The sequence below is a fragment of the Rugosimonospora africana genome (genome assembly GCF_016862975.1).
In the GTDB taxonomy this organism is placed as follows: domain Bacteria; phylum Actinomycetota; class Actinomycetes; order Mycobacteriales; family Micromonosporaceae; genus Rugosimonospora; species Rugosimonospora africana.
The window spans coordinates 83,721-107,060 of record NZ_BONZ01000049.1; the positions used below are offsets into that span (position 1 = coordinate 83,721).

Below are 23,340 nucleotides of genomic sequence, written 5' to 3' on the forward strand. Positions count from 1 at the left end.
TTTGGCCGCCCCGCTGCGAATGTTGAGGTGGGTCCTCTAAAATGGCGGCCACTGCTTTGGTCCCCGGGGCGGAACGCCAACCCGACACCGACGGTGACGGTCACTCGGAGGCTGTGCCAGCGTGTCGATCCCGGTACCGGAGTCCCGACGTACATTGGACCTGCGGGTCCCCGGCGGTAGCGAGATCAGGAAGGACTCACGGCCTGTGCAGGACACTTCTCAAGCACTGCGATTGCCGACTCCGTGGTCGGAGGCTCGCATTACCGCGGTCGTGCCGACCTACAACGAGTCCGCGAATATGCAGGAACTGCTGAAGCGCCTGGCTGACCTGCCGCTGCCCAATCTCCGGGTCATCATTGTCGATGACAATTCGCCGGACGGGACCGCCAACCTCGCCGAGGAAGTCGTGCGCGGCCTCGGCCCCCAGCGCGAAGACATGCTCACGGTGCTGCGCCGCACCAGCAAAGAAGGTCTGGGCAGGGCATACATCGCCGGCATGACGCTCGCGCTGGAGCAGGGCGCGGAGTTCGTCGCCCAACTCGACGCCGACCTCAGCCACGCTCCGGAGTACATCCCGCAGATGCTCGGCGTGCTGATGTCCACCGAAGCCGGCGTCGTCATCGGCAGTCGCTATGTGGCCGGCGGCTCGCTCGCCGATGAGTGGAAACTGCACCGGCGGTTGCTGTCCGGGTGGGCGAATTTCTATGTGAACATGGTCCTCGGTCTCGGAGTGCGGGACGCCACCGCCGGATTCAAGCTGTGGCGCCGCGATGTGCTCGAACGGATTCCGCTGGCGAAACTGCGCAGCGACGGCTACAGCTTCCAGGTGGAAATGAACTACCAGTCCAAGCAACTCGGCTGCCCGCTGGTGGAAATCCCGATCCATTTCGAAGAACGTCACTCGGGCTCCAGCAAGATGTCGACCAAGGTCAAGATCGAATCTGCGAAGATCCCACTCCAACTGCGGTTCGGCAAGCGGGCCGGCTGAGCCTGCGCCGAGGCGCCGCGCCCACGCACCGCTACGCTGCCGGGGTGGACCCCGTTGACCCCGACGACCCGCGCCGGTGGCGCGTGGCGGACTTCGCGGTGCTGCGGCAGCTGCCCACCCGTTGGTCCGATGACGACGTCTACGGCCACGTGAACAACGTGGTCCACTACCTGATGTTCGACACCGCGGTGAACGGGTGGCTGATCGAGGCGAGCGGCACGGACATCCGGGCGCTGCCCGCGATCGGGCTGGTGGTGGAGACGTCCTGCCGGTACTTCGCCGAGCTGCGCTTCCCCGAGGTGGTGACCGCCGGTATCGCGCTGGAACGGCTCGGTACCAGCAGTGTCGTGTACCGGCTCGCCCTGTTCGGGCAGCACGCCGAGCAGCCCGCCGCGGTCGGCCGGTTCGTGCACGTGTACGTCGGGCGCGACTCGCGCCGGCCGGTTCCGGTGCCGGAGCAGATCCGCGCCGCGCTGAGTCAACTGGACGCGCCCAGATAACCGTCCGTCCGAACCAGGGAGACCCGGGTGCACGAGACCGTCTTCACTTACGGGGCGCCGCAGCTGAAGTTCGGCGCGGGCGCCGCCGACGAGGTGGGCCACGACCTGAGCCAGTACGGGTGCCTCAGAGTCCTGGTGGTCACCGATCCCGGGGTGGCCGCCACGGGTGCCCCGGACCGGATCGCCGAGGGCATCCGCCGGTACGGCATGGACGTGCGGATTTTCGCCGGCGTCCACGTGGAACCGACCGATGCGTCGCTGCGCGAAGCCATCGAGGTGGCCCGGGCGGACGGGCCGTGGGACGCGTTCGTCGCGGTTGGCGGCGGGTCCAGCATCGACACCGCGAAGGCGGTCAACCTGTTGACCACGAACCCGGGCGAGCTGATGGACTACGTCAACGCGCCGGTCGGCGGGGGACGGGCGCCGAGCGAACCGCTGCGCCCGCTGGTCGCGGTACCGACCACCACCGGTACCGGTTCGGAGAGCACCACGATCTGCGTACTGGATGTCCTGCACCTGAAGGTGAAGACCGGCATCAGCCATGCCCGGCTGCGGCCATCGCTCGCGATCGTCGACCCGTTGCTCACGATGACCCAGCCCCCCGAGGTGACCGCGGCCTGTGGCATGGACATCCTGTGCCACGCGCTGGAGAGCTGGACCGCGAAGCCCTACACGGCTTTCGAGCGCAAGCAGCCCGAGCAGCGGGTGCCATACTGCGGCGCCAACCCGGTCGCGGACATGTGGGCGGAGCGCGCGCTGCGGCTGCTGGCCGGTTCGCTGCGGGCGGCCGTGCGGGACGGCTCCGACGTCCAGGCGCGTACCGACCTGGCGATGGCGGCGACGTTCGCCGGCATGGGATTCGGCAACGCCGGAGTGCACCTTCCGCACGCCAACGCGTACCCGATCGCCGGTGGCGTGCACGACTTCCACCCGGACGGCTACCCGGACGGCGAGCCGTTGGTACCGCACGGGATGGCGGTCGCGCTGACCGCGCCGGAGGCGTTGCGGTTCACCTTCCCGGCGGATCCGGAGCGCCACCTGGCGGCAGCCGACCTGCTCGCGCCCGCGGTCGACCCCGGTACGGCGAACGGGTCCACTGTGGACGATCCGGCGGAGCGCCTGCCGTCGATTCTGCGTGGCCTGATGCGGGACATCGGCATCCCGAACGGGATCGGCGCGGTCGGTTACCGGGATGCCGACATCGAGAGCCTGGTGCAGGGCACCATGCGGCAGCAGCGGTTGCTGGCGACGGCACCGCGGGCCGCGAGCGAGGAGGACGTCGCGGGCATCTTCCGCCGCTCGCTGGAACTCTGGTAGCGCTGCCGCGCCGGCCCTCCGCCCACCCCGGCGTCGCTGTTTCCCCAAGGCCCGCCGGAAGCCGGCGCCCGGGGTTGCCCCATCGACTCGGTTGCCCGCCCATCGACTCGGTTGCCCGTCCACTGGCTCGGTTGCCCGTCCACCGGCTCCGCGGCTCACCCGGATCGGGTGAGCCGCCCCGCTTCTCCCCGTCCCGTACGAGCGTCCCGGCGACACTGGAGACGAGGGTAGGAAGGGGTGGCATGGCCGACCAGTCTGGCTCGGCGCATCAGGCGCCGCGCGACGACCCAGGCCAGTCGTCCGGCCAGCCGACCACGGTCCGCCGGGCGACGCCCGTCGACCCGATGCCGCACGTCCAGAGGGATCCCGACGTTCCCCGGCTCGATGCGCGCAATCTGCCGCCGGAACTCGGGCCGGAGGCCATCGCGGTGGTCGCCGGGCGCACCTTCATGTACTCCGACCTGGTCGGCGACGTACCGTCCGGAACCATCGGCGGCCTCGTCCACGACGACACCCGGCTGCTGAGCCGGTGGATGCTCACGATCAACGGATCCCGCCTGTACGCACTGCGCTCCGCGATCGTCGAGCACTTCGACGCGTCGTTCCTCCTCACCAACCCGCCGCTGCCCGGCCTGCAGGCGAACAGCGTCGGGGTACGCCGGCGTCGTCTGCTGGGCGACGGTTTCCACGAGGAGATCGAGCTGCACTCGTTCGTCACCGAGCCGATCGACGTCGAGCTGCGTCTCGCCATCGCCAACGACTTCGCCGACCTGTTCGAGATCAAGACCAAGGTGCGCGACCGATCGGCCGGGATCACCCGGCACCACGCCGCCGACAACTGCCGGATACACCTGCGTTACCGCAATGGTTCTTTCGAGGCGGACACAGTGGTCGACGCGTACCCGCCGGCACACGAGATCGACGGCGACGATCTGGTCTGGCGGCTGCACCTGTGCCCGGGCGACCAGTGGCGCTGCGACCTGGACGTGCCAATGAGCTACTCGCGCCGCGAGTCGGCTCCGCCGGTGCGCAACCTCGATGAGCTGGAAGCGTCGGCCCACGATCCGGTGAGCGACTGGCGGAAGGTGCTGCCGCACGTGACCAGCGACTCGCACGCGATCAACGCGGCCACCCAGGCCGCGACGCGGGACCTGGTCGCGCTGCGGATCAGGGCGACCGCCGAGGGTTCCGACATTCTGATGCCGGCCGCCGGCCTGCCGTGGTACCTCACCATGTTCGGCCGGGACACGATCATCACCGCGTATCAGACCGCCAGCCTCGGCACCACGCTGGCCAAGGGCGGCCTGCTCGCGCTTGCCGCCCAGCAGGGCAAGGTGTGCGACGACTTCCGCGACGAGGAGCCGGGAAAGATCCTGCACGAGGTGCGCAGCGGCGAGCTGACCGAGAACGGGCTGTTGCCCTTCAGCCCGTACTACGGCAGCGCCGATGCCACGCCGTTGTGGCTGATCCTGCTGTCCGAGTACTGGCGGTGGACCGGCGACGGCGAACAGGTCTGCGCGTTGCGCGAGCCGGCGATGGCGGCACTGAACTGGATCGACGAGTACGGTGACCGGGACGGGGACGGCTACGTGGAGTACCAGACCCGGTCGCGGCAGGGACTGGGCAACCAGTGCTGGCGTGACTCCCCAGAGGGCGTGCAGGCCGCGGACGGCACGGTTCCGGTGCTGCCCATCGCGACCTGCGAGCTTCAGGGATACGTGTACGACGCGAAGGTGCGCCTGGCCGAACTCGCCGACGGGCCGCTCGGCGATCCGGCGCTGGCGCAGCGGCTGCGCCAGGAGGCGGCCGAGTTGTACGAGCGGTTCAACCGGGACTTCTGGATCGAGGAACGGGGCGGCTACTACGCCCTGGGCCTGGATGGCGACAAGAAGAAGATCGACTCGCTCACGTCAAACAACGGGCACCTGCTCTGGTCCGGGATCGTGCCGCCCGACCGGGCCCGGATGGTGGCGGACCGGCTGATGTCCGACGCGCTGTTCTCCGGCTGGGGCGTGCGCACGCTGTCCACGCTCGACGCCGGGTACAACCCGATCGGGTACCACCAGGGCACCGTCTGGCCGCACGACAATTCGATCATCGCGACCGGGCTGTGCCGGTACGGGTTCCGGAAGGAAGCCAACCGGATCGTGATGGCGTTGCTGGACGCGGGCGCGTACTCCGGGTACCGGCTGCCCGAGGCGTTCTCCGGGTACCCGCGATCGCACGCCGCCTTCCCGATCCCGTATCCGACCGCGTGCAGCCCGCAGGCATGGGCCAGCGGCACCCCGCTGCTGTGCGTCCGGGCGATGCTCGGGCTGTACCCGAACAACGGCACCGTCGAGATGGACCCCTGCCTGCCCGAGGGCGTGAACTGGATCCGCGTCACGCGGCTGCACGCGTACGGCAAGCTGTGGGACGTCGAGGCCAGAGGTACCACCGGCCAGGTCCGTCCCGCCCGGTGATCGTCCGGCCGTGCCATCCTTGTGGGCGTGAGCTACCGGACCGGCACGACTGACAAGAGCCCGCGATCGGGTCGGCGCCGCACCCGCCGGGTGCTCGGCGCGGCGGCCATCGGGGCCATCGGCGCGGTGGCGGTCGGCGCGGCCGCCTGGGTGGCGCGGGACCTGTCCGGCGCCTTCGGGGCCAGTCCCGACGAGGTGCGGGCGCGGGTGACGAGTTCACCGCAGTTGCGTGGCGGCGCGTTCCACAACCGGGAACAGACCCGCACGATGCTGCCCGCCGCCGGCCAGAGCACACTGCGCGAGCTGCTGTTCGGTGGCCAGCACCGCAAGCCGGCCGGCGAGGTGCCGGTGGTGGCCGCGCCGGCTCCGGCCGCCGAGGGGCTGCACATCACCTGGTACGGGCACGCCTCCGCGCTCCTGGAGATCGGCGGGCGGCGGGTGCTGCTCGATCCGGTCTGGAGCGACCGCTGCTCGCCGTCCTCGGTCGTCGGCCCGCGCCGGCTGCATCCTGTACCGGTGCCGCTTTCCGAGCTGCCGGAGCTGGACGTGATCCTCATCTCCCACGATCACTACGACCACCTCGACATGGCGACCGTCCAGGCGCTGGTGGGCATCTCGTCCGCGCCGTTCATCGTCCCGCTCGGGGTCGGCGCTCACCTGGACCGGTGGGGCGTGCCGAGCGAGCGGGTCATCGAGCTGGACTGGGACGAGTCGGTCGAGGTCGTCGACGGGCTGCGGTTGACCGCGACCCAGGCGCGGCACTTCTCCGGTCGGCTGATCACCAAGCGGAACTACACGCTGTGGTGCTCATGGGTCATCGCCGGTACCGGTCCGGACGGCGCCGACCGGCGCGTGTTCTACAGCGGCGACACCGGCTACTTCGACGGGTACCCGGAGATCGGTGCGGCGTACGGGCCCTTCGACGCGACACTGATCCAGACGGGTGCGTATGACGCCCGGTGGCCGGAGATCCACATGACGCCGGAGGAGGCCGTCCAGTCCCACCTCGACCTGCGGGGCGGCGTGCTCATTCCGGTGCACTGGGCGACGTTCGTGCTGGCCTTCCACGCCTGGTCGGATCCGGTCGACCGGCTGTGGCGGGAGGCCAAGGCGCGCGGGGTCAACCTGGTCGTGCCGCGGCCGGGCGAGCGGGTGGACGTGGACGCCCCGCCGCCGGTGGACGCCTGGTGGCAGGCGATCGCGTAACCACGCGTAGCGGACAGCGCGCCCGGGCGGGCGCGGGCGAATTGCCCGCTGGCGCCGGCTTCGGCGGATAGGCCGAGGCGGATGGCCTGCGACACAGGTGTTGGCGGGTACTCGGCCTGGCCGGCCACAATTGCCCGATGGGGATCTTGCACGTGTTCGACATGGACGGGACGCTGCTGCGCGGCACGAGCGCCTGCCAGGAGGTGGCCCGGGTACTGGGCGACCTGGAGCGTCTGGCGGCGTTGGACGCCCGATTCTCCGCGGGTGAGGTGGACAGTCCCGGGTTCGCCCTCGCGGTACGCGAGATGTGGTTCGACCTGACACCCGCGATCGTCGCGTCGGCGTTCGCCGCCGGCCCGTGGCTTGCCGGCATCGAGCGGGTGTGCGCCGACATCCGGCGACGCGGCGAGCGGTCGGCGGTGATCACCCTGTCTCCCGACTTCTTCGCGTCCCGCCTGCTCGAGTCCGGCTTCGACGACGTGATCGCGTCGCGCTTCCCGCCGCTGCCCTTCACCGCGCCGGTCGACCCGGCCGGAGTCCTCAGCCCGGCCGACAAGGTCACCATCGTGGAGCGGCTCCGGGCGCGGTACGGCGTCCCGAGGTCCCGCTGCGTGGCGTACGGCGACTCGATGTCCGACGCCCCGCTGTTCCGCCACCTCGACGCGACCGTGGCGGTCAACGCCGACCACCACCTCGAAGGGCTCGGCGCGGCGAGCTACCGGGGCGACGACCTGACCGAGGCGTACGCGTTGGGTCGCGCCCTCCTGGCGGGCGACCGGGCGGCGGAGGCAGGAGCGGCGGCGACGGCAACGGCGAAGACGGAAGAAGACGCGGAGCAGATCGCGCCGGCCGGCTGAGCCGGGTCAGGACACCCGGGACTGGTCGGCCACCTGGTGGCGGACGGCCCACAGCGCGGCCTCGGTACGCGACGACGACCGGGTCTTGCGCAGCAGATTGGACACGTGCACGGTCACGGTACGGATCGAGATGCCCAGAGACCGGGCCACCTGCTTGTTGGACATGCCGGCCGCGAGACAGGCGAGCACCTCGATCTCCCGGGCGGTCAGCTGTGCCGGCGGCTCCGGGCGGGGTTCCGTGGCGAGCAGTTCGGTCAGCCGGTACGGGTTGCCGCCGGTGCTGGTGTACGCCGCCTCGATGACGTGCGGCGCCACCGGCGTGCCGTACGCCTGGCCGAGCAGCAGCGACACCTCGGACTCGGTCAACGGGTGCAGGTGCTGGCGGATCGCGTCCGGCGCACCGGTGAGCCGGGCCAGGGTACGGGCGACCAGCGCGGGGGACACCGCCTCCTCGGGCAGCCGGCTGGTGACCAGGAGCAGGGCGGGCAGGTTCGGCGTGGCGGCCAGCTCGCCGATCAGGTTCAGGCTGGCCGGGTCCAGCGCGTGCAGGTCCTCGACCACGATGACGGCGGGTCCGGCACCGGCCAGGGCGCGGACCGCCTGCACCGCCAGCCGTAGCAGCGCACCGGGCGCGTACCGGCGGGTCGGCGCGGACGGTTGCTGGGCGAGCCAGGCCACGGCGTCGGGCGGGATGTCCAGCCCGACCGCGGGCCGGCCGCTGAGCACGGCGGCAAGCCAGTCGTACGGCGCGGGGGAGTGCACCCGGGCTCCGCCGGACAGCACGGTGGCGGGCCGGGGCCGCATGGCGTCGATGGCGCACCGGACGAGCAGGCTCTTCCCGGCGCCGGCATCGCCGGTGATGACCGCGATGCCCCCCATGCCCGCGGCGCCGCTATGCGCGAAATCGGGCACCGGCGTGCCGGGTGCCGCGTCGGCGGCGACAGGCGCGAGGTCGGGCGGCGCGCCGGCCGGTGAGCCTGCCACCAGCGGCGGGTGCACCAGCGAGTCCACCGGCGACGAGGCGAGCCGCGTCCAGGCCCGGGTCAATTCGGCCAACTCACCGACCCGGCCGACCATGGACACCGGCATCATCGCTCTACCATACGTAGTAGTGCGTACAGACTTTTCCGAGCATCGTTTGACAGGCTGTTCATCATGAACGCCGCCGACCTTGCCGGCTCCATGCAGCCAGCCGGTACCGCCGACCGCGCCGGGTCCGCCCCGTCCGTGATTCTCAGTGCCGCCGTGCTGACCGACCGTGGTCTGCGGCGCGACGGCAACGAGGACGCGGCATTCGCCGGCCGCCGGTTGATCGTGCTCGCCGACGGCGTCGGCGGGCTCCCGGGCGGCGAGGTCGCCAGCCAGATCGCGGTCGACACGCTGACGCCGCTCGACGACGAGCTGCCCGCCGGGCGGAGCCCGCTGGACGCGCTCCAGGCCGCGGTCGAGGACGCACGGGTGCGCATCGGCGAGGCGGCCGCGGCCGATCCGTCACTGGCCGGCATGAGCACCACCCTGACCGCGATGCTGCTGGTCGACGACCGGATCACGATGGTCCACATTGGAGACTCGCGGGCGTACCTGTCCCGCAAGGGCGTGCTCGGGCAGTTGACCAGGGACGACAGCTACGTACAGATGCTGATCGACGAGGGTGCCATCACCCCGGCCCAGGCTCGCGTGCACCCGCAGCGTTCGCTGGTCAGTCAGGTGCTCCAGGGGCAGCCGGCGCACCCGGCGTACACGGTTCTGCGCCCCGACCCCGGCGATCGGTTCCTGCTGTGCAGCGACGGTCTGTCCGATGTGGTAGACGACGACCGGATCGCCCTTGTCCTGCGCGAGCGCCCGGATCGGGACGAGTGCGCGCGGGAACTCGTGCGGCTCGCGCTCGCGGGCGGTGGCCCGGACAACGTCACGGTGGTGGTGGCCGACATGTCCGCGGCGGTGGCTGACGTGACCGCGGTGGCTGACGTGACCGCTGTGCCCGACGTGACCGCGGTGGCCGACGTGTCCGCCGCGCCCCCGTCCTGAGCCGGTCCATTGACCGTCTAATGTGGACGGACGGGTGGCGCGCCGATGCCGGGACCGGCCCGCCGTGATCAACGTTCGGACAGGTGCACGTGGTTCATGTGGTCGCCGGACGGGGTGCCGTCGCCCTTGTAGTAGTGCCAGCCCACCCCGGGCGTCCAGATCTGGTGGTACCAGATGACGTACAGCACGCCGAGCCGGTCGGCGTTCGCGATGAAGTACCCGGCCAGCCGGTTGCCGTAGTCGCGGTCGGAACCGGTCGCGACTCCGCCGAAGCCGTTCTTCGCGGCCGCGAAGTCGCACGCCCTGCCGAGCGGATGCTCGCCCCACGACTGCTCGCGCCAGCACGCCACGTAATGGGTGAAGCCGGCGGCCCGGGCCTGCTGGTACGCGTGCAACGTGCGCGGGGTCAGGCAGCCCGAGGTGGTCGGATCGTCCTCCGAGCACTTCTGGTTGGGGAAGCTGCCGTCCGGGTTGCGTGGTGCCGGGTCCGCGCTGGGTGCCGGGATCACCACCCCGCTCGTCGGCCCGCCCGCCGTGATCGCCAACGCCTGCTGGATCTGCGACTTGCGCCGGGACAGCTCGACGGTCTGGGTCTGCGCCGCGTTGACCTGCCTGGCCAGCTCCGCCTTCTGCGTGGTGGCCGTGGCCTCGACCTGCCTCAGTTCGCGCAGCTGCGCGTCGTCGAAGGCGGCGAGCTGGCGCAGGGTCAGCGCTCGCTGCACGAAGTCGTCCGGGGACACGCTGTTGAACACGGTCAGCAGCGTGCCGACCTGACCGACCCGATAGGTGCGGGATGCCACCGCGTCGATCGAGGCGGTGAGCGTGACGAGTCGCTGCTGCGTGGCGGCCAGCTTGGCGGTCAGATCGGCCTGTGCCTGCTGGGCCGCGGCCAGCCGACCCTTGGCGTCGGTGTACGCCTGGGAGGCGGCGGTGAGCTGATCCTGCAGCGAGGGCGGCGAGCCGTCCGGGTCCGTACCGCCGGAGCCGGAGTGGGTCGGCGACGGGCTCGGTGCCGGGGCGGCGACGGCCGCTCCGGGCGCGACCAGCAGGCACAGGCCCAAGGCGGCGACCAGCGGAGCCCAGCGTGGGGCGCTGCGCCGGCGGCGGGCGCGGTCAGCGGCCGATAATCGAATCCTTCTCATCAGCGCCGTCCTTCCGGGGGACCACGGCGTCCAATGGCCGGAGAGCAGCGTACCGCCGACCCGGCGTGCCGTCCCGCCCCTTCGCGCCGCCGATCTGTACGCTCGCGACCCTCATGGATGCCGGGTCCGCCCGATCGTTACCCAACACGTACCCGTTAGGTACCGGGCGTCGTCACGCTGAGGGCATGACCGATCGGGAGCGCCTGTCCGGCCACGGCGGCTCCGGGCCCGGCGGAGGCCCGCGCCGGTACGCGGTGCGCCCGGCCGCGCCCGACCGGCCGCGCCCGACCGGCACGACCATGATCCCGGCCTTCCCGCCGCTGCCGCCCCGCCATGCCGCCGGGCGGCGTGCCGGCTGGACGCTGGAAGCGGCCTCTTCCCGGTTCGCCGCGCTGGCCGCGGCGGCCTGGCTCCTCGTCCCGGTCTCGGTCTGGATGTTCGCCGCCTCGCCGCACCCGCCGGAGGGCATGACCGCGTTCACCCTCCCGTTCGCGCTGTTCGTCGCGAGCCTCTCCACAGCGGTCGCGGCCTTTCTCCGGGTGGCCGACCGGGGCAGCCTGGCGGCACTCGTCGTCGGCGTCGCGGCGCTGGTCGCGTCGGTGGCCCTGCCCGCCCTCGCGCTCTGGGTCTTGCACGTGTCCGGCGGTCGCCCGTGACACGATGACCTCATGCGCGTGGGGATCATCGGGTACGGGCTCGCCGGCCGGGTCTTTCACGGGCGGCTGCTGGCCCGGACGGAAGGGGCAGAGGTGGTCGCGGTGGTCACCCGCGATCCCGAGCGCAGAGCCGCCGCCGAGCGCGACCTGCCCGGCGTGACCTGCTACGACACCGTCCCAGAGATGGTGTCCGCGGCCGGACTGGACCTCGCCGTGGTGGCGAGCGTGCCGTCCGCCCACCCGGGCGACGCGCTGGAGTGCCTGTCGGCCGGCGTGGCCACGGTGGTGGACAAGCCGCTCGCGGTCGACGCCGGCACCGCGGCCGGGATCGTCGCGGGTGCCGACGGCACGCCGCTGACCGTGTTCCAGAACCGCCGGTGGGACGCCGACCAGCTCACCCTGCGCAGGCTGCGTGAGCATGACCGGCTCGGGCGCATCCTCCGCTACGAGTCGCGGTTCGAGCGCTGGCGCCCGCTGGTCGACCCGACCCGGTGGCGGGACGTCACCGGCCCGGCCGAGGGCGGAGGCGCGCTGCTGGATCTCGGCAGCCACCTCGTCGACCAGGCGCTGTCGCTGTTCGGACCGGTGTTGACGGTGTATGGCGAGGTGGAGACCCGCCGCGCCAACCGGCACCCGGACGTGCTGGGGCAGCCCGGCGAGGGTGAGGCCGGCGACGGCGAGATCGGGGACGACGACGCGTTCATCGCCCTGGAGCACGCCGACGGTACCCGCTCCCAGCTCTGGTGCAGCGCGATCGCGGCCGCTCCCGGGCCGAGGCTGCGGGTACTGGGTTCGGGTGCCGGGTACGTCGTCGACGAGGTCGACGGCCAGGAGGAGGCACTGCGCGCCGGGCTGCCGGCAAGCGAGGCGAAGCCGAGGCAGGGTTGGCTGGTGCGGGGTGCCGAGCGCGACTCGGTGGACCCGGTGCCCGGCCGGTGGGACGCGTTCTACCCGGCGGTACTGGCGGCGCTGCGCGACGGCGGGCCGATGCCGGTCGATCCGATGGACGCGGTCCGTGCACTGGAAATCATTGACGCCGCCCGGCGCTCGGCGAAGAACCGGGAGGTCGTCCGCGTCGGCTGAGGCAGCGGCGACCGAACCGGCCCGGAAACGAACGGACCCGTCCGGAGGGCACTCGCGCGCCCTCCGGACGGGCTACTGTCATTTCCCGCCCGCGACCGGCCACACCCCTGTACCGACCGCACGACCTACGGTACAGACATCGGATGGCCGGTGTGTCGCGGGGCCGTGTCGAGGTTGTAAACAGCCCCGGTCTCAGTCCAGCCGGACGATCATTTTTCCGGTGTTCGTGCCCTGGAAGACGCCGAGGAAGGCGTCGACCGCGTGCTCGATACCGTCCACATACGTCTCGTTGAACCGGACGTTGCCTTCGCGCAGCCATCCGCTCATTTCCTTGATGAAGTCGGGCATCCGGTCGCGGTGATCCGTGATGATGAAACCGCGGAGCGTCAGCCGCTTGGTGATCACCAGCGCCAGGTTGGCCGGCCCGGGTACCGGCGTTTCGGCGTTGTACCCGGCAATCGCCCCACACAGCGCGGCCCGGCCGTTACGGCGCAGCCGGCTGATCGCGGCGGCGAGGTGATCACCGCCGACATTGTCGAAGTAGACGTCGATCCCGTCCGGGGCGGCCTGTGCCAGCGCCTGGCTCACCGGGCCGTCGTGGTAGTCGAACGCGGCGTCGAAGCCCAGATCCCGGACGTAGGCCACCTTGGCGGCCGTGCCGGCGCTGCCGATGACCCTGGAGGCGCCCCGTAGCCGGGCGATCTGGCCGGCCAGGCTGCCCACCGCGCCGGCCGCCGACGAGACGAAGACCTGATCCCCGGGCTGCATGCCGGCGATGTCCAAGAGGCCGACATAAGCGGTCAGACCGGGCATGCCGAGCGCGCCCAGGTACACCGACGGGCTGAGCCCGGGTACCGGAGGCAGGGCGGAGGTCCGCTCCGCGTCCAGCACCGCGTACTCCCGCCAACCGGACTGGTGGAGCACCAGGTCGCCGCGGGACAGTGCACTGTCTCCGGGGTCCACCACCTCGCCGACCGCGCCGCCCTCCATGGCCTCGCCGACCCGGAACGGCGGAACGTACGACTTCACGTCGTTCATCCGCCCGCGCATGTACGGGTCGACTGACAGGAACCTGTTCCGGACCAGCACCTGCCCCGGGCCCACGGCGGGGACAGGGGCCTCTACCAGCGAGAAGTTGTCTGGCGTGGGCCAGCCGGTGGGGCGGGAGGCGAGATGTATCTCACGACCGATGAGGGTAGCCATCCGGCCAGCCTACGGTTGCCGGACGATGGCTTCGTAGCGCGAGGAAGATGTGACAGCCCGCGAAATGGCAGTGGGCCGAGGCCTTGCGAATGTGGTACAAAGGGCAAGCTTGCTGCGCGATTCATGGGTTCCTCACCACCGGAGTAGAGCCGCCGGGAGGTTCAATGTCCACCTTGACGATCACCGTCCGCATGGACAGCAACGGCGCGGTGCAGATCAATCCGGCAGGCGAGATTGATGCCGACAACTGCCACGAACTGCGGGAGCAGGTCGGGAGCATGTTGGCCACCAATCCGCCGCCGCTGATCAAGGTGGACATGTCGCTCGTCAAGTTCATCGACTCGGTGGGAATCGGCGCGCTGGTCGCGTGCTACCACGCGGCTGCCGCCAGTGGCGTCCGGCTGGTGGTCAGCAACCCCACCGCCTATGTGCACCGGATTCTCTACATCTCGGGCCTGCTCGGCCTGTTCGGCTCCCCGGCCCGGCTGCCGGAGCGCGGTCGCCGGCCCGCTCCGACCGGCTGACCGGCGCTCGGCCCCAGCCACCCGCCCGTCGGGTCAACGCCCGTCGACGAGTCACCGTGCGCGGATGACCGCCAGCCAGCGGGCGTCCGACCTCAGCGCCAGCTGTCGTCGCTGCCGACCGTGGTGAGGCGCTGAGTGGCCCGGGACAGCGCGACATAGAGGGTACGCACACCAGACGGCGACTCCGCGACGATCGCTGACGGCTCCACCACGAGTACCCCGTCGTACTCCATGCCCTTGCTCTCCAGGCTGTTGACCGTCTGCAGGCGGCCGGGGTCGAGGCCGGCCACCCAGCCGGCGACCCGGTCCTTCGCGGCCTGGGTGGCGATCACGCCGACGGTGCCGTCCACCTCGGCCAGCAGCGCCTCTGCCGCCTCGCGCACCGCCGGTTCGAGATCGTCGGTCCGCACGTGCCGGGGCGCGACCCCGCTCCGCCGCACCGCCGTCGGCAGTTCGATGTCCGGCTCGGCCCGGCGCACCACGCCGGCCGCCACCTCGAAGATCTCCTCCGAGTTTCGGTAGTTGGTGCTCAGCACGTACTCGGTGCGCCGCCGACCGCCCAGCGCGGCGTCCCGTGCGCGTCGCGCCTCGGCCGGGTCGCCGTGCCACGCGGACTGCGCCGGGTCCCCGACCACTGTCCAGCTCGCGTACTCCGCCCGGCGGCCGATCATCCGCCACTGCATCGGCGAGACATCCTGCGACTCGTCGACCACGACGTGCGCGTACTCGCGGTAGTCGGCCGGTCGCTCGACCGACGTCGCCCGGCTCGCCGCGATCCGTTCGGCATGCGTGGTCAGCTCACGTACGCCGTTCACCACGAACGGGTCGCTCCGCCTCTTGGGCGGTGCCGGCGGGGTACCGAGCAGGTCGTCGAGCTCGTCGAGGAGGGCCACGTCCTCGACCGAGGGACCGTCTGCCTCGATCCGGGCGAGTGAGCCGGTCAGCGTCCGGACCTCGGCTGTGGACAGCAGCCCGTCGCCGTACCGGCGGGTCCGATCGGGGTCGGCCAGCCAGCCCAGGACGTCCACCGGCAGCAGCCGTGGCCACCAGGCCCGCATGAACCCGATGAACTCGCGGCGCTCGGCGATGTCGGAGGCGAACTCCGGGCGCGGCTGAACCGCCGACGCACCCAGCAGCTCGACCGCCTGGCGCCACAGCGCGTCCAGCACGTGCCCGGCGGCCTTGGCCCGTACCGTGTTCCGCTTGGCTCCGCCGGACATCACGGTGTGGCGCAGCCCGCTCAGCTCGCGCCGGTTCAGCCGGAGCAGTGTGCCGCGGTAGAGCACGCGCAACTCGTCGGGGGCGCCGGGGGTGATGTCCCGGGCGGCCCGGGCGAGTACCCGGCTCATCCGCAACGAGCCCTTGACCAGGGCGACCTCGTCGGGATCGTGCCGGGTCGCCTCGGTACCCACGACGATCGAGCCCAGCGACCGCAGGGTCACGTCGTCCTCACCGAGGGACGGGAGCACCCGGGCGATGTAGTTGACGAACACCGGGGACGGCCCGACCACGAGGACACCGCCGCCGGCGAAGCGCTGCCGGTCGGCGTAGAGCAGGTACGCGACCCGGTGCAGGGCGACCGCGGTCTTGCCGGTACCCGGGCCGCCGCGCACGATCGTGACGCCGAGCGCGGGGGAGCGGATCGCCTCGTCCTGCTCCTGCTGGATCGTGGCGACGATGTCGCGCATGCCGGTACCGGTCGCCCGGGCCAGCGTCGCGACCAGGGCACCGTCGCCGACCACCCGCATGCCGGCCGGGGCGGCGTCCGGATCCAGGAGATCATCCTCGACGCCGGTGACCCGTTCGCCGGTGCACTGGATCATTCGGCGCCGTACCACGCCGAGCGGGTCGACCGGGGTGGCCCGGTAGAACGGCGCGGCGGCGGGTGCCCGCCAGTCGATCACCAGCGAGGTGGCGTCGGTGTCGCGCAGCCCGATCCGGCCGATGTAGCGCACCTCACCCGCCGTGGCCGCGCCGCTCGCCGTGGCTGCGCCGTCCGCGGTGGCTGCGCCGTCCGCGGTGGTCGCGCCGCCCGCGGTGGTCGCGTCGGCGGGTGTGGTCGCCTCGGCGGCCGTGGTCGCGTCGGCGGCCCTGGGCGTGTCGCCCGTGGTGGGCGTGTCGCCCGTGGTCGGCGTGTCGCCTGCGGTAGTCGTGCCGCTTGTTGTGTTTGCGCCGTTCGCGCCGGCCGCGCCGTTCGCGCCGCCCGGCCCCGGGGCCCCGGGGCGCAGGTCCAGCCGGCCGAAGACCAGCCCGTCGTGCTCCGCGTCGAGCAGCCGCCTGCGGCGGGCGGCGTGGAACACCATGGCGTCCCGCTCGACCAGTGCGGCGAACGTACCGGCTCGGGCGATCTTGTAGCCGGCCGTCTCGGAGGCCGCGGCCTCCTTCTTGATGATCTCCAAGCGGGCGTACACCCGATCGACATGGCGCTGCTCGACGGCGATCTCTTCGGCCACGTGGCCGGCGTCGTCGTGGCCGGACGTGGGCTCGCGACCCACCGCGCGGTGGTCGTCCGGGGCCGGCGCGGCGTCTGGGCCGCTGGGGTGACGTTGGTCGGTCAAGGCACTCCCCGCAATCGGCGGCACTTCCGCCTGGTCTGGCTCGCGCGTCTGGCGCCGCGCGGCGATCCAGACTGGCTCGGCAGGTCTGGCGTCGTGCGGCGACCCAGACCAGCCGTCCGACCAGTCTGGCTCGGCGCGTCTGGCGCCGCGTGGCGGCCCAGACCAGTCGTAGAGTACGGGCTGTTGAGCAGCCGAAAATCGATCACCCGTCGGCTGGGCGTCACCGGTCGTTCGATAGGATGAACGGGTCAGCTAGTCAAGGATGCCTCAGTGTCCTTGTCATCCTCATCGGGCTGGACATCGAACGACTTCTTCGCCCGGTGGCGCAGGATCAGCGTGGTCGTGATCCCGGCCACGATCGCGACGGCCAGCGCGATCCAGGAGAAGTTCTTCAGCCACCGGTCGGCGGCCTTGCCGGCCGCGTACACCGCGAACGTGGTGCCCGAAGCCCAGAGGATCCCGCCGCTCGCGTTGGCGAGCAGGAACGTGGCATACCGCACCCGCAGCGCGCCGGCCAGCGGCCCGGCGAAGATACGCAGCAACGCGATGAACCGGCCGAAGAAGATCGCCCACGCGCCCCTGCGCTGGAATATCTGCTCCGCCTTGGCCAGATGCGGCGGCCCGAGGTGGTTGGGGAATCGCCGGCCCAGCCATGCGAGCAGGGATCGCCCGCCACGACGCCCGATCGCGTACCCGATCGAGTCGCCCACGATCGCACCCAGGCTGGCCGCGGCGGCCACCCACCAGACGTTCGTGATTCCGCTGGTGGTCAGCAGTGCGGCCGCGACGAGGGCGGTCTCGCCCGGCAGCGGAACTCCCAGGCTCTCGATACCGACCACGAGGGCGACCACGGTGTAGATCACCCCGGGCGGCAAAGCCGACAACCAGTGCTGTACGGACTCCACGGACCACCCCCCTTGGCCTTCGCAACCGTACCCTAGGCAGGCCAGCGGGTTTCCCGCTCAAGCGCCCGCCCACCGGCGGCCGATCCGGCCGGACGAACCACACACCGAGGCGAACCGGCGCCCGGGCACCAGCGGCCGATCTCACCGAACGCGACGGGACACGCCGAGCGAACCAAACCCGGACACGCCGAGCCGAACCGGCCCCGGACACGCCGATGCCCGCGCCGTGGCGCGGGCATCGGAACGTTCTTCCCCGGCCGCTCAGCCCTCGAAGACGCCGGCGTCGACCAGGCGCTTCTCGGTCGTGTCCCAGCCATCGCTCGGGTGTGCGGTGGCAAGCGCGGTCAGCTCGGCACGAACCTTGGCACCGTGGCCGGCGCCCGCCAGCGTCCGGATCTCCTCGACGAATGCCTCGGAGTCGGTGCGCAGGTGCGCGGTCTTGCCGTTGGTCAGGTTCCGAACGTAGGCATGCTTGCCGTGGTTCAGAGGGATCAGGTACTTGAACTCGCCCAGCACGCTGAGCGCGCCGCCCGCCGCCCCGGCCTGGCCGGCGCGGACGGATGCGCGGGCGGTCTTCGAGGTGTTGCTCGCCACGCGAATCTCCTGCCACTACAGATCTCGGCCGGCGGCCGATTTCAAGAATTGGGGTGCGGGCAAGTCTACCCGACCCGAGCCGCAGGTCCCGGCTCGGTGCCGGCCTCCTGGCTGGCCGACATCACCGCTCTGGGTAAGCAACGGGTGGCGATCGGTGAATGTTCCCATCCGATCGGGGGCATTTCCGCGATTCACTGGCGCCCCTTGCGTCACAGCGGCATCATGACATCAAACATCGGGCCGACCAGGAGTTGGCCAATAAGGGTCACAGACTGAACAAATCCGGGGCCAGGTCGTAGGGGAAGACGCACCTGGAGTTCCGGGGGAGGTCAGCTGTGCCTACGCGTGGCGTCGTGTACGTCCACTCCACGCCACTCGCCGTGTGTGCGCACGTCGAGTGGGCGATAGCGCGCGTCCTGGACGCGCCCGTCAGCCTGCACTGGTCGGCCCAGCCCATCGAGCCTGGCGCCCAACGCGCCGAGTGCAGCTGGTCTGGGCGTGCGGGTACCGGGGCAGAGCTGGCCGCCAGCCTGCGCCAATGGCCGATGATCCGGTTCGAGGTGACCGAGGAGCCCAGCTCCGGGGTCGACGGACAGCGGTTCATGTACGTGCCGGGTCGGGGTCTGTTCACCGCGGCGATGAGCGCCAACGGCGACATCATGGTGGGCGAGGACCGGCTGCGGGCACTGATCGCGACGGCCCGCGGACCGGAAGGGCTCTCGCATGCGCTGGACAAGGCTCTGGGTACCGCGTGGGACGCGGAGCTGGAGCCCTACCGGTACGCGGGGGACGGCGCGCCGGTGACCTGGCTCACCCGGGTCGGATAGGAGCGCTCCCACCGTGCCGGGAACCGGTGGCTCGGCTCGTCCGGCGCCGCGCGGCGACCCGGACCGGTTGCTCGGGCGGGCAGCCGTCCTGGCCGCCGGCCTGTCCGATGAGGACCTGGTCGGCCAGGTCCTCATGCCGTACGCCCACGGCGGCGACGCCGGTACGGTGTCCGCCGCTGCGGCGGCCGCCAATCGCCGGCTGGCCGGTGTGGACACCCCGGCACAGTTGGTCGAGGAGTACCGGCCCGGTGGCATGATCCTGGTCGGCTTCTCCGCCGACGATCCCACCGCCGCCACCAACCCGACGACCAATGTGGACAGTCCGGAACAGGTACGGCGGCTCACCACCGGGCTCCAGTCCGCCGCGTCCACGCTGCCGGCTGGGGTACCGCTTCTGATCGGCACCGATCAGGAGTACGGCACGGTGACCCGGATCAGGTCGGGCATCGTTCAACTGCCCTCGGCGCTGGCGCTCGGCGCGGCCGCCGATCCCGAGCTGACCCGGCGTGCCTGGGCCGCGGCCGGGGCCGAACTGGCGGCGCTCGGGCTCACCGCTGTGTTCGCGCCGGTCGCCGACGTCATCGCGGACGGCCCCGGCGGCCCGATCGGATCCCGCTCGTACGGCTCGGATCCCACCGCCGTGGCGGCTCAGGTCGCCGCCGCCGTACGGGGACTGCACGCGGCCGGGTTGGCCGCCACGCTCAAACACTTTCCCGGCCACGGACACACCACCGGGGACAGTCACGCCGTCGTGCCGGTCCTCGCCCAGAGCCGGGCCGAACTGGACGCGGGCGACCTGCCGCCATTCCGCGCCGGGATCGCCGCCGGTGCCGACCTGGTGATGTCCGGCCACCTCCGGGTGCGGGCGATCGACCCCACGGTGCCCGCGACATTCTCCGCCGCGGTGCTGACCGAACTGCTGCGCGGACAACTCGGCTTCACCGGGGTGGCGATCACCGACGCGCTGAGGATGGCACCCGCGCAACGGTGGCCGCCGGGCGAAGCCGCGGTACGCGCTCTGCTGGCGGGCAACGACCTTCTCCTGCAACCGCCCGACCTGGCGGCGGCGAGGCGGGGCCTGCTGGACGCGCTGCGCTCCGGCAAGCTCCCCGCCGAGCGGCTCATCGAAGCGGCGACCCGGGTCCTCGCACTGAAACTCCGGCTCGCCGGCGGAGGCATCTCGGGCTCGCCCAGCCGCATCCCGACCCGGTCGGAGCCGCCTATGTCCGCAGTGGACAGTGGGGAGCATCACGTCGCGGCGCGACGGGTGGCCGCCGCGGCGATGACCCTCCTCAGAGGACAGTGCGGAGTACCGCTCGTGTCCGGCCCGGTACGGGTCACCACGTCGGCCGGGCGGGACCGGCAGCGCGCCTGGCTGGCCCGGGCACTGGAGGCCGAGGGGATGACCGTGGTGGAGTCCGGCGGTACCGGGGTGCACCTGGTCGGGTACGGCGACACCGAGCCGGACCTGTCGCGCGATGCCGCCGTGACGGTCGGGATGGACCTGCCGTACCTGCTGGAGAAGGCGACCTCGGAAACCCTGGTCGCCACGTACTCGTCGTCTCTGGCGTCGATGGAGGCGCTGGCCGCCGTACTGGCCGGGCGGGCGGCGGCACCCGGACACTCACCGGTACGGCTGGCGGAGTTGCCCCGCTCCGCCTGCTGAGGCGACTGGTCTGGGTCGTGGCGCGGCGCGAGACGCGCCGAGCCAGACTGGTCGGAAGACCGGCGGCTGAGCGCGGCGCGGCGCCGGAAGCGCCGAGCCAGACCGGCGGCCGAGCGCGGCGACGAAGCCGTTGTTACAGCGGGATGTTGCCGTGCGCGCCCCGGGCGGCCGGCGCGCCGGCCAGTGCCTCGGCGATCCGGCGGCGGGTGTCGGTCGGCTCGATGACCTCATCGACCACACCGATCTCCAGCGCCCGGTTCACCCCGCCGGCGGTGTGGGTCTGTTCCTCGATCAGTTGTGCGCGCAGCGCTTCCCGCTCCTCGACGGGGGTCGCCGCGAGTCGCTTGCGGTGCAGGATGTTCACCGCCGCGGCGGCGCCCATCACGGCCAGTTCGGCGGTCGGCCAGGCGAAGACCGCCGTGGCGCCGAGCGAGCGGGAGTTCATCGCGATGTACGCGCCGCCGTAAGCCTTGCGGGTCACCAGGGTCACCCGTGGCACCACCGCCTCGGCGAACGCGTGCAGGAGCTTGGCGCCGCGGCGTACCACGCCGTCCCACTCCTGGCCGACGCCGGGCAGGTACCCCGGCACGTCCACGACCACGATCAGCGGTACGCCGAGCGAGTCGCACATCCGCACGAACCGCGCCGCCTTTTCCGCCGACGCGGCGTCCAGGCAGCCGCCCAGCCGCAGCGGGTTGTTGGCGATGACGCCGACCGTACGCCCGGCGAACCGGCCCATCGTCGTGACGACGTTCGGCGCCCAGCGGGCGTGCAGCTCCACCGGGCCGGTGTGCCCGTCCCGTGGCGGGTCGAGCAGAGCACCGATCACCGGCTTGACGTCGTACGCCCGGTTCGCCTCCGCCGGCATCAGAGAGGACAGGTCGAACCCCTCGACGCCGGCCGGGACGTCCGCCGGAGACAGCCGGCCCTGGCGGCCGAGCAGTCCGGCCAGCTCCCGTGCCGTGCGTAGCGCGTCTTCGTCGTTGTTCGTGGTCACGTGCACCACGCCGGAGCGCCGGCCGTGCGGCTCCGGGCCGCCGAGGCGCTCCATGTCGACCTGCTCGCCGGTGACGCTGCGGACGACCTCCGGCCCGGTCACGAAGATCCGGCCGGCGCCGCTCATCACGACGATGTCGGTCAGCGCCGGCCCGTACGCCGCGCCGCCGGCCGCCGGCCCGAGCACCACAGAGATCTGCGGTACCCGGCCGGACGCCCGTACCATCGCGGCGAACACCTGGCCGATGCCATCCAGCGCGACCACGCCCTCGTCCACCCGCGCACCGCCGGAGTGCCACAGGCCGACCACCGGTATCCGTTCCCGGACCGCCGTGTCGATGGCGTCGACAATGTGCCGGCAGCCTTCGCTGCCCAGCGCGCCACCCATCCGGGTGCCGTCCGTGACGAACGCGATGACCGGACCGCCATCGATCTCGCCCCGTGCGGCCAGCGCGCCCGAACCGTCCCCGGACGCCAGCAACCGCAGTGTTCCGCGGTCGAAGAGCGCCCGGAGCCGGGTCTCGGGATCGCGGCTGTCCACTATGGACTGATCGCTCGCTGCCGTTGAGGCGGGCACGGTGTTCCTCCCGGTTGCTGCTACGCCTTCGTGAAAACGAGGACGGCGTTGTGGCCGCCGAATCCGAAGGCGTCGTTGAGCGCGGCCGGAATCGTCAGCCGGCGGGCCTGGTGGGCCGCCACGTCGAGATCCAGCGCGTCGTCCGGGTCGTCCAGGTTGATGGTCGGCGGTACCACGTCGTGATGCACGGCGAGGATCGTCGCGATGGATTCCACCGCGCCGGCCGCGCCCAGCAGGTGCCCGTGCATCGACTTGGTCGCGGTGACCACCGGCTGGCTGCCCACCGCCTTGCGCAGCGCGTGGATCTCAGCCATGTCGCCGACCGGGGTCGAGGTGGCGTGCGCGTTGACGTGCATGACGTCGCTTGCCGAGATGCCGGCGTCGCGCAGCGCACCGCTCATCGCCCGGATGATCCCCCGACCCTCCGGATCGGGCTGGACGATGTCGTACCCGTCGGACGTCAGCGCCGCACCGGCCAGCCGCGCGTACACCTTGGCCTTGCGGGCCGCGGCATGGTCGGCCCGCTCCAGAATGACGATCCCGGAGCCCTCGCCGAGTACGAACCCGTCCCGGCCCTTGTCGAACGGGCGGGAGGCCCGCTCCGGCTCGTCGTTCCGGGTGGACATCGCCCGCATCGAGGCGAAGCCGGCGATCGGAAGCGGGTGGATGACCGATTCGGTACCGCCGGCCACCACCACGTCGGCCCGGCCGGACCGGATGATGTCCAGCCCCCAGGCGATCGACTCCGCGCCGGTCGCGCAGGCGCTGGCCGGGGAGTGCACCCCGGCCTCGGCCCCGAACTCCAGACCCACCCACGCGGCCGACCCGTTGGGCATCAGCATCGGCACCGTGTGCGGGCTGACCTTGCGCGGCCCGGAGGCTTCCAGGATGTCGTCCTGGTTGAGCAGGGTCGTGGCGCCGCCGATGCCGCTGCCGACCACCACGGCCAGCCGCTGGGTGTCCAGGCCGGCACCGGCCAGGCCGGCGTCCTCCCAGGCTTCCCGCGCGGCGATCAGCGCGGCCGCCTCGGAGCGGTCCAGACGGCGCAGCTTGATCCGGTCGATCCGCTCGGAGGGATCGACCTTCAACTGCGCCGCGATCCGGACCGGCAGCTGCGCCGCCCACTCCTGCTCGAGCGCGCTCACCCCGGAACGGCCGGCGAGCATCGCCTCCCAGGTCGACGCGGCGTCCCCGCCGAGCGGGGTGGTCGCGCCGATCCCGGTCACCACGACGTCTGGCCTGGTCATCTCC

20 protein-coding genes are annotated in these 23,340 nt (G+C 71.9%); 12 read left to right on the top strand and 8 right to left on the bottom strand.

Going from position 1 to position 23,340, the window contains the following annotated elements; translation table 11 throughout:
- Nucleotides 1-205 precede the first annotated feature (205 nt).
- The 6 genes from Raf01_RS25660 to Raf01_RS25685 all read left to right on the top strand — a co-directional run bounded on the left by Raf01_RS25660 (nucleotide 206) and on the right by Raf01_RS25685 (nucleotide 7,330).
- Complete coding sequence (locus Raf01_RS25660) at nucleotides 206-988, top strand: polyprenol monophosphomannose synthase (protein ID WP_275413048.1); 783 nt, start codon at nucleotides 206-208, stop codon at nucleotides 986-988.
- 44 nt (nucleotides 989-1,032) lie between these two features.
- Nucleotides 1,033-1,488, top strand: a complete 456-nt coding sequence (locus Raf01_RS25665) for an acyl-CoA thioesterase (RefSeq protein WP_239133901.1) — start codon at nucleotides 1,033-1,035, stop codon at nucleotides 1,486-1,488.
- Nucleotides 1,489-1,515: 27 nt separating this feature from the next.
- Complete coding sequence (locus tag Raf01_RS25670; RefSeq protein WP_203920557.1) at nucleotides 1,516-2,805, top strand: hydroxyacid-oxoacid transhydrogenase; 1,290 nt, start codon at nucleotides 1,516-1,518, stop codon at nucleotides 2,803-2,805.
- A 242-nt stretch (nucleotides 2,806-3,047) separates the two neighbouring features.
- A complete protein-coding gene (locus tag Raf01_RS25675; RefSeq protein ID WP_239133902.1) occupies nucleotides 3,048-5,267 on the top strand; it encodes an amylo-alpha-1,6-glucosidase in 2,220 nt (739 codons plus the stop codon).
- 90 nt (nucleotides 5,268-5,357) lie between these two features.
- Nucleotides 5,358-6,473 (top strand): MBL fold metallo-hydrolase, encoded by a 1,116-nt coding sequence (locus Raf01_RS25680; RefSeq protein WP_373319571.1) that lies wholly within the window; start codon nucleotides 5,358-5,360, stop codon nucleotides 6,471-6,473.
- A gap of 137 nt (nucleotides 6,474-6,610) precedes the next feature.
- Complete coding sequence (locus Raf01_RS25685) at nucleotides 6,611-7,330, top strand: HAD family hydrolase (RefSeq protein ID WP_203920558.1); 720 nt, start codon at nucleotides 6,611-6,613, stop codon at nucleotides 7,328-7,330.
- A gap of 6 nt (nucleotides 7,331-7,336) precedes the next feature.
- Here the strand turns inward: Raf01_RS25685 and Raf01_RS25690 are convergent, their stop codons facing one another.
- Nucleotides 7,337-8,422, bottom strand: coding sequence for a helix-turn-helix transcriptional regulator (locus tag Raf01_RS25690; RefSeq protein ID WP_239133903.1), 1,086 nt, complete (start codon nucleotides 8,420-8,422; stop codon nucleotides 7,337-7,339).
- Between the two features lie 63 nt (nucleotides 8,423-8,485).
- Between Raf01_RS25690 and Raf01_RS25695 the strand changes: the two genes are divergently transcribed.
- On the top strand, nucleotides 8,486-9,358 hold the full coding sequence (locus tag Raf01_RS25695) for a PP2C family protein-serine/threonine phosphatase (protein WP_239133904.1): 873 nt from the start codon (nucleotides 8,486-8,488) through the stop codon (nucleotides 9,356-9,358).
- 68 nt (nucleotides 9,359-9,426) lie between these two features.
- Here the strand turns inward: Raf01_RS25695 and Raf01_RS25700 are convergent, their stop codons facing one another.
- A complete protein-coding gene (locus tag Raf01_RS25700; protein WP_203920559.1) occupies nucleotides 9,427-10,500 on the bottom strand; it encodes a coiled-coil domain-containing protein in 1,074 nt (357 codons plus the stop codon).
- A gap of 185 nt (nucleotides 10,501-10,685) precedes the next feature.
- On the opposite strand from Raf01_RS25700, the gene Raf01_RS25705 reads away from it, so the two are divergent.
- Both Raf01_RS25705 and Raf01_RS25710 read left to right on the top strand, forming a co-directional pair.
- The gene (locus Raf01_RS25705) at nucleotides 10,686-11,156 is read left to right on the top strand and encodes a hypothetical protein (protein WP_203920560.1); all 471 of its coding nucleotides are present in this window, start codon (nucleotides 10,686-10,688) and stop codon (nucleotides 11,154-11,156) included.
- Nucleotides 11,157-11,168: 12 nt separating this feature from the next.
- Nucleotides 11,169-12,239: a Gfo/Idh/MocA family oxidoreductase gene (locus tag Raf01_RS25710; protein ID WP_203920561.1), complete on the top strand. Its 1,071-nt coding sequence runs from the start codon at nucleotides 11,169-11,171 to the stop codon at nucleotides 12,237-12,239.
- 192 nt (nucleotides 12,240-12,431) lie between these two features.
- On the opposite strand, the gene Raf01_RS25715 is transcribed toward Raf01_RS25710, so the two are convergent.
- Nucleotides 12,432-13,442, bottom strand: a complete 1,011-nt coding sequence (locus Raf01_RS25715) for an NADP-dependent oxidoreductase (RefSeq protein WP_203920562.1) — start codon at nucleotides 13,440-13,442, stop codon at nucleotides 12,432-12,434.
- A gap of 164 nt (nucleotides 13,443-13,606) precedes the next feature.
- Between Raf01_RS25715 and Raf01_RS25720 the strand changes: the two genes are divergently transcribed.
- Entirely contained in the window at nucleotides 13,607-13,966 is a 360-nt protein-coding gene (locus tag Raf01_RS25720) for an STAS domain-containing protein (protein WP_239133905.1), read from the top strand.
- Between the two features lie 92 nt (nucleotides 13,967-14,058).
- Here Raf01_RS25720 and Raf01_RS25725 read toward each other — a convergent pair whose 3' ends face one another.
- From Raf01_RS25725 to Raf01_RS25735, 3 genes are all read right to left on the bottom strand, one after another.
- Nucleotides 14,059-16,419, bottom strand: coding sequence for a HelD family protein (locus Raf01_RS25725; protein ID WP_239133920.1), 2,361 nt, complete (start codon nucleotides 16,417-16,419; stop codon nucleotides 14,059-14,061).
- 353 nt (nucleotides 16,420-16,772) lie between these two features.
- A complete protein-coding gene (locus Raf01_RS25730) occupies nucleotides 16,773-17,429 on the bottom strand; it encodes a DedA family protein (protein ID WP_203920563.1) in 657 nt (218 codons plus the stop codon).
- Between the two features lie 261 nt (nucleotides 17,430-17,690).
- The gene (locus Raf01_RS25735; protein ID WP_203920564.1) at nucleotides 17,691-18,023 is read right to left on the bottom strand and encodes a hypothetical protein; all 333 of its coding nucleotides are present in this window, start codon (nucleotides 18,021-18,023) and stop codon (nucleotides 17,691-17,693) included.
- Nucleotides 18,024-18,358: 335 nt separating this feature from the next.
- On the opposite strand from Raf01_RS25735, the gene Raf01_RS25740 reads away from it, so the two are divergent.
- Together Raf01_RS25740 and Raf01_RS25745 are read left to right on the top strand one after the other, a co-directional pair.
- A complete protein-coding gene (locus Raf01_RS25740; protein WP_203920565.1) occupies nucleotides 18,359-18,850 on the top strand; it encodes a DUF3145 domain-containing protein in 492 nt (163 codons plus the stop codon).
- A 13-nt stretch (nucleotides 18,851-18,863) separates the two neighbouring features.
- Nucleotides 18,864-20,516 carry a glycoside hydrolase family 3 protein gene (locus tag Raf01_RS25745; protein ID WP_373319564.1) on the top strand — a complete coding sequence of 551 codons (1,653 nt, stop codon included), beginning with the start codon at nucleotides 18,864-18,866 and terminating at the stop codon, nucleotides 20,514-20,516.
- 133 nt (nucleotides 20,517-20,649) lie between these two features.
- Here Raf01_RS25745 and Raf01_RS25750 read toward each other — a convergent pair whose 3' ends face one another.
- Nucleotides 20,650-22,053 carry an acyl-CoA carboxylase subunit beta gene (locus Raf01_RS25750; RefSeq protein ID WP_203920669.1) on the bottom strand — a complete coding sequence of 468 codons (1,404 nt, stop codon included), beginning with the start codon at nucleotides 22,051-22,053 and terminating at the stop codon, nucleotides 20,650-20,652.
- Between the two features lie 56 nt (nucleotides 22,054-22,109).
- Complete coding sequence (locus Raf01_RS25755) at nucleotides 22,110-23,336, bottom strand: beta-ketoacyl-[acyl-carrier-protein] synthase family protein (RefSeq protein ID WP_203920566.1); 1,227 nt, start codon at nucleotides 23,334-23,336, stop codon at nucleotides 22,110-22,112.
- Nucleotides 23,337-23,340 lie beyond the last annotated feature (4 nt).

Coding starts and splice junctions, on each gene's coding strand:
- Raf01_RS25710 (WP_203920561.1), top strand. CDS start 11,169: ATGCGCGTGGGGATCATCGGGTACGGGCTCGCCGGCCGGGTCTTTCAC.
- Raf01_RS25715 (WP_203920562.1), bottom strand. CDS start 13,442: ATGGCTACCCTCATCGGTCGTGAGATACATCTCGCCTCCCGCCCCACC.
- Raf01_RS25705 (WP_203920560.1), top strand. CDS start 10,686: ATGACCGATCGGGAGCGCCTGTCCGGCCACGGCGGCTCCGGGCCCGGC.
- Raf01_RS25675 (WP_239133902.1), top strand. CDS start 3,048: ATGGCCGACCAGTCTGGCTCGGCGCATCAGGCGCCGCGCGACGACCCA.
- Raf01_RS25755 (WP_203920566.1), bottom strand. CDS start 23,336: ATGACCAGGCCAGACGTCGTGGTGACCGGGATCGGCGCGACCACCCCG.
- Raf01_RS25690 (WP_239133903.1), bottom strand. CDS start 8,422: ATGATGCCGGTGTCCATGGTCGGCCGGGTCGGTGAGTTGGCCGAATTG.
- Raf01_RS25720 (WP_239133905.1), top strand. CDS start 13,607: ATGTCCACCTTGACGATCACCGTCCGCATGGACAGCAACGGCGCGGTG.
- Raf01_RS25685 (WP_203920558.1), top strand. CDS start 6,611: ATGGGGATCTTGCACGTGTTCGACATGGACGGGACGCTGCTGCGCGGC.
- Raf01_RS25695 (WP_239133904.1), top strand. CDS start 8,486: ATGAACGCCGCCGACCTTGCCGGCTCCATGCAGCCAGCCGGTACCGCC.
- Raf01_RS25700 (WP_203920559.1), bottom strand. CDS start 10,500: ATGAGAAGGATTCGATTATCGGCCGCTGACCGCGCCCGCCGCCGGCGC.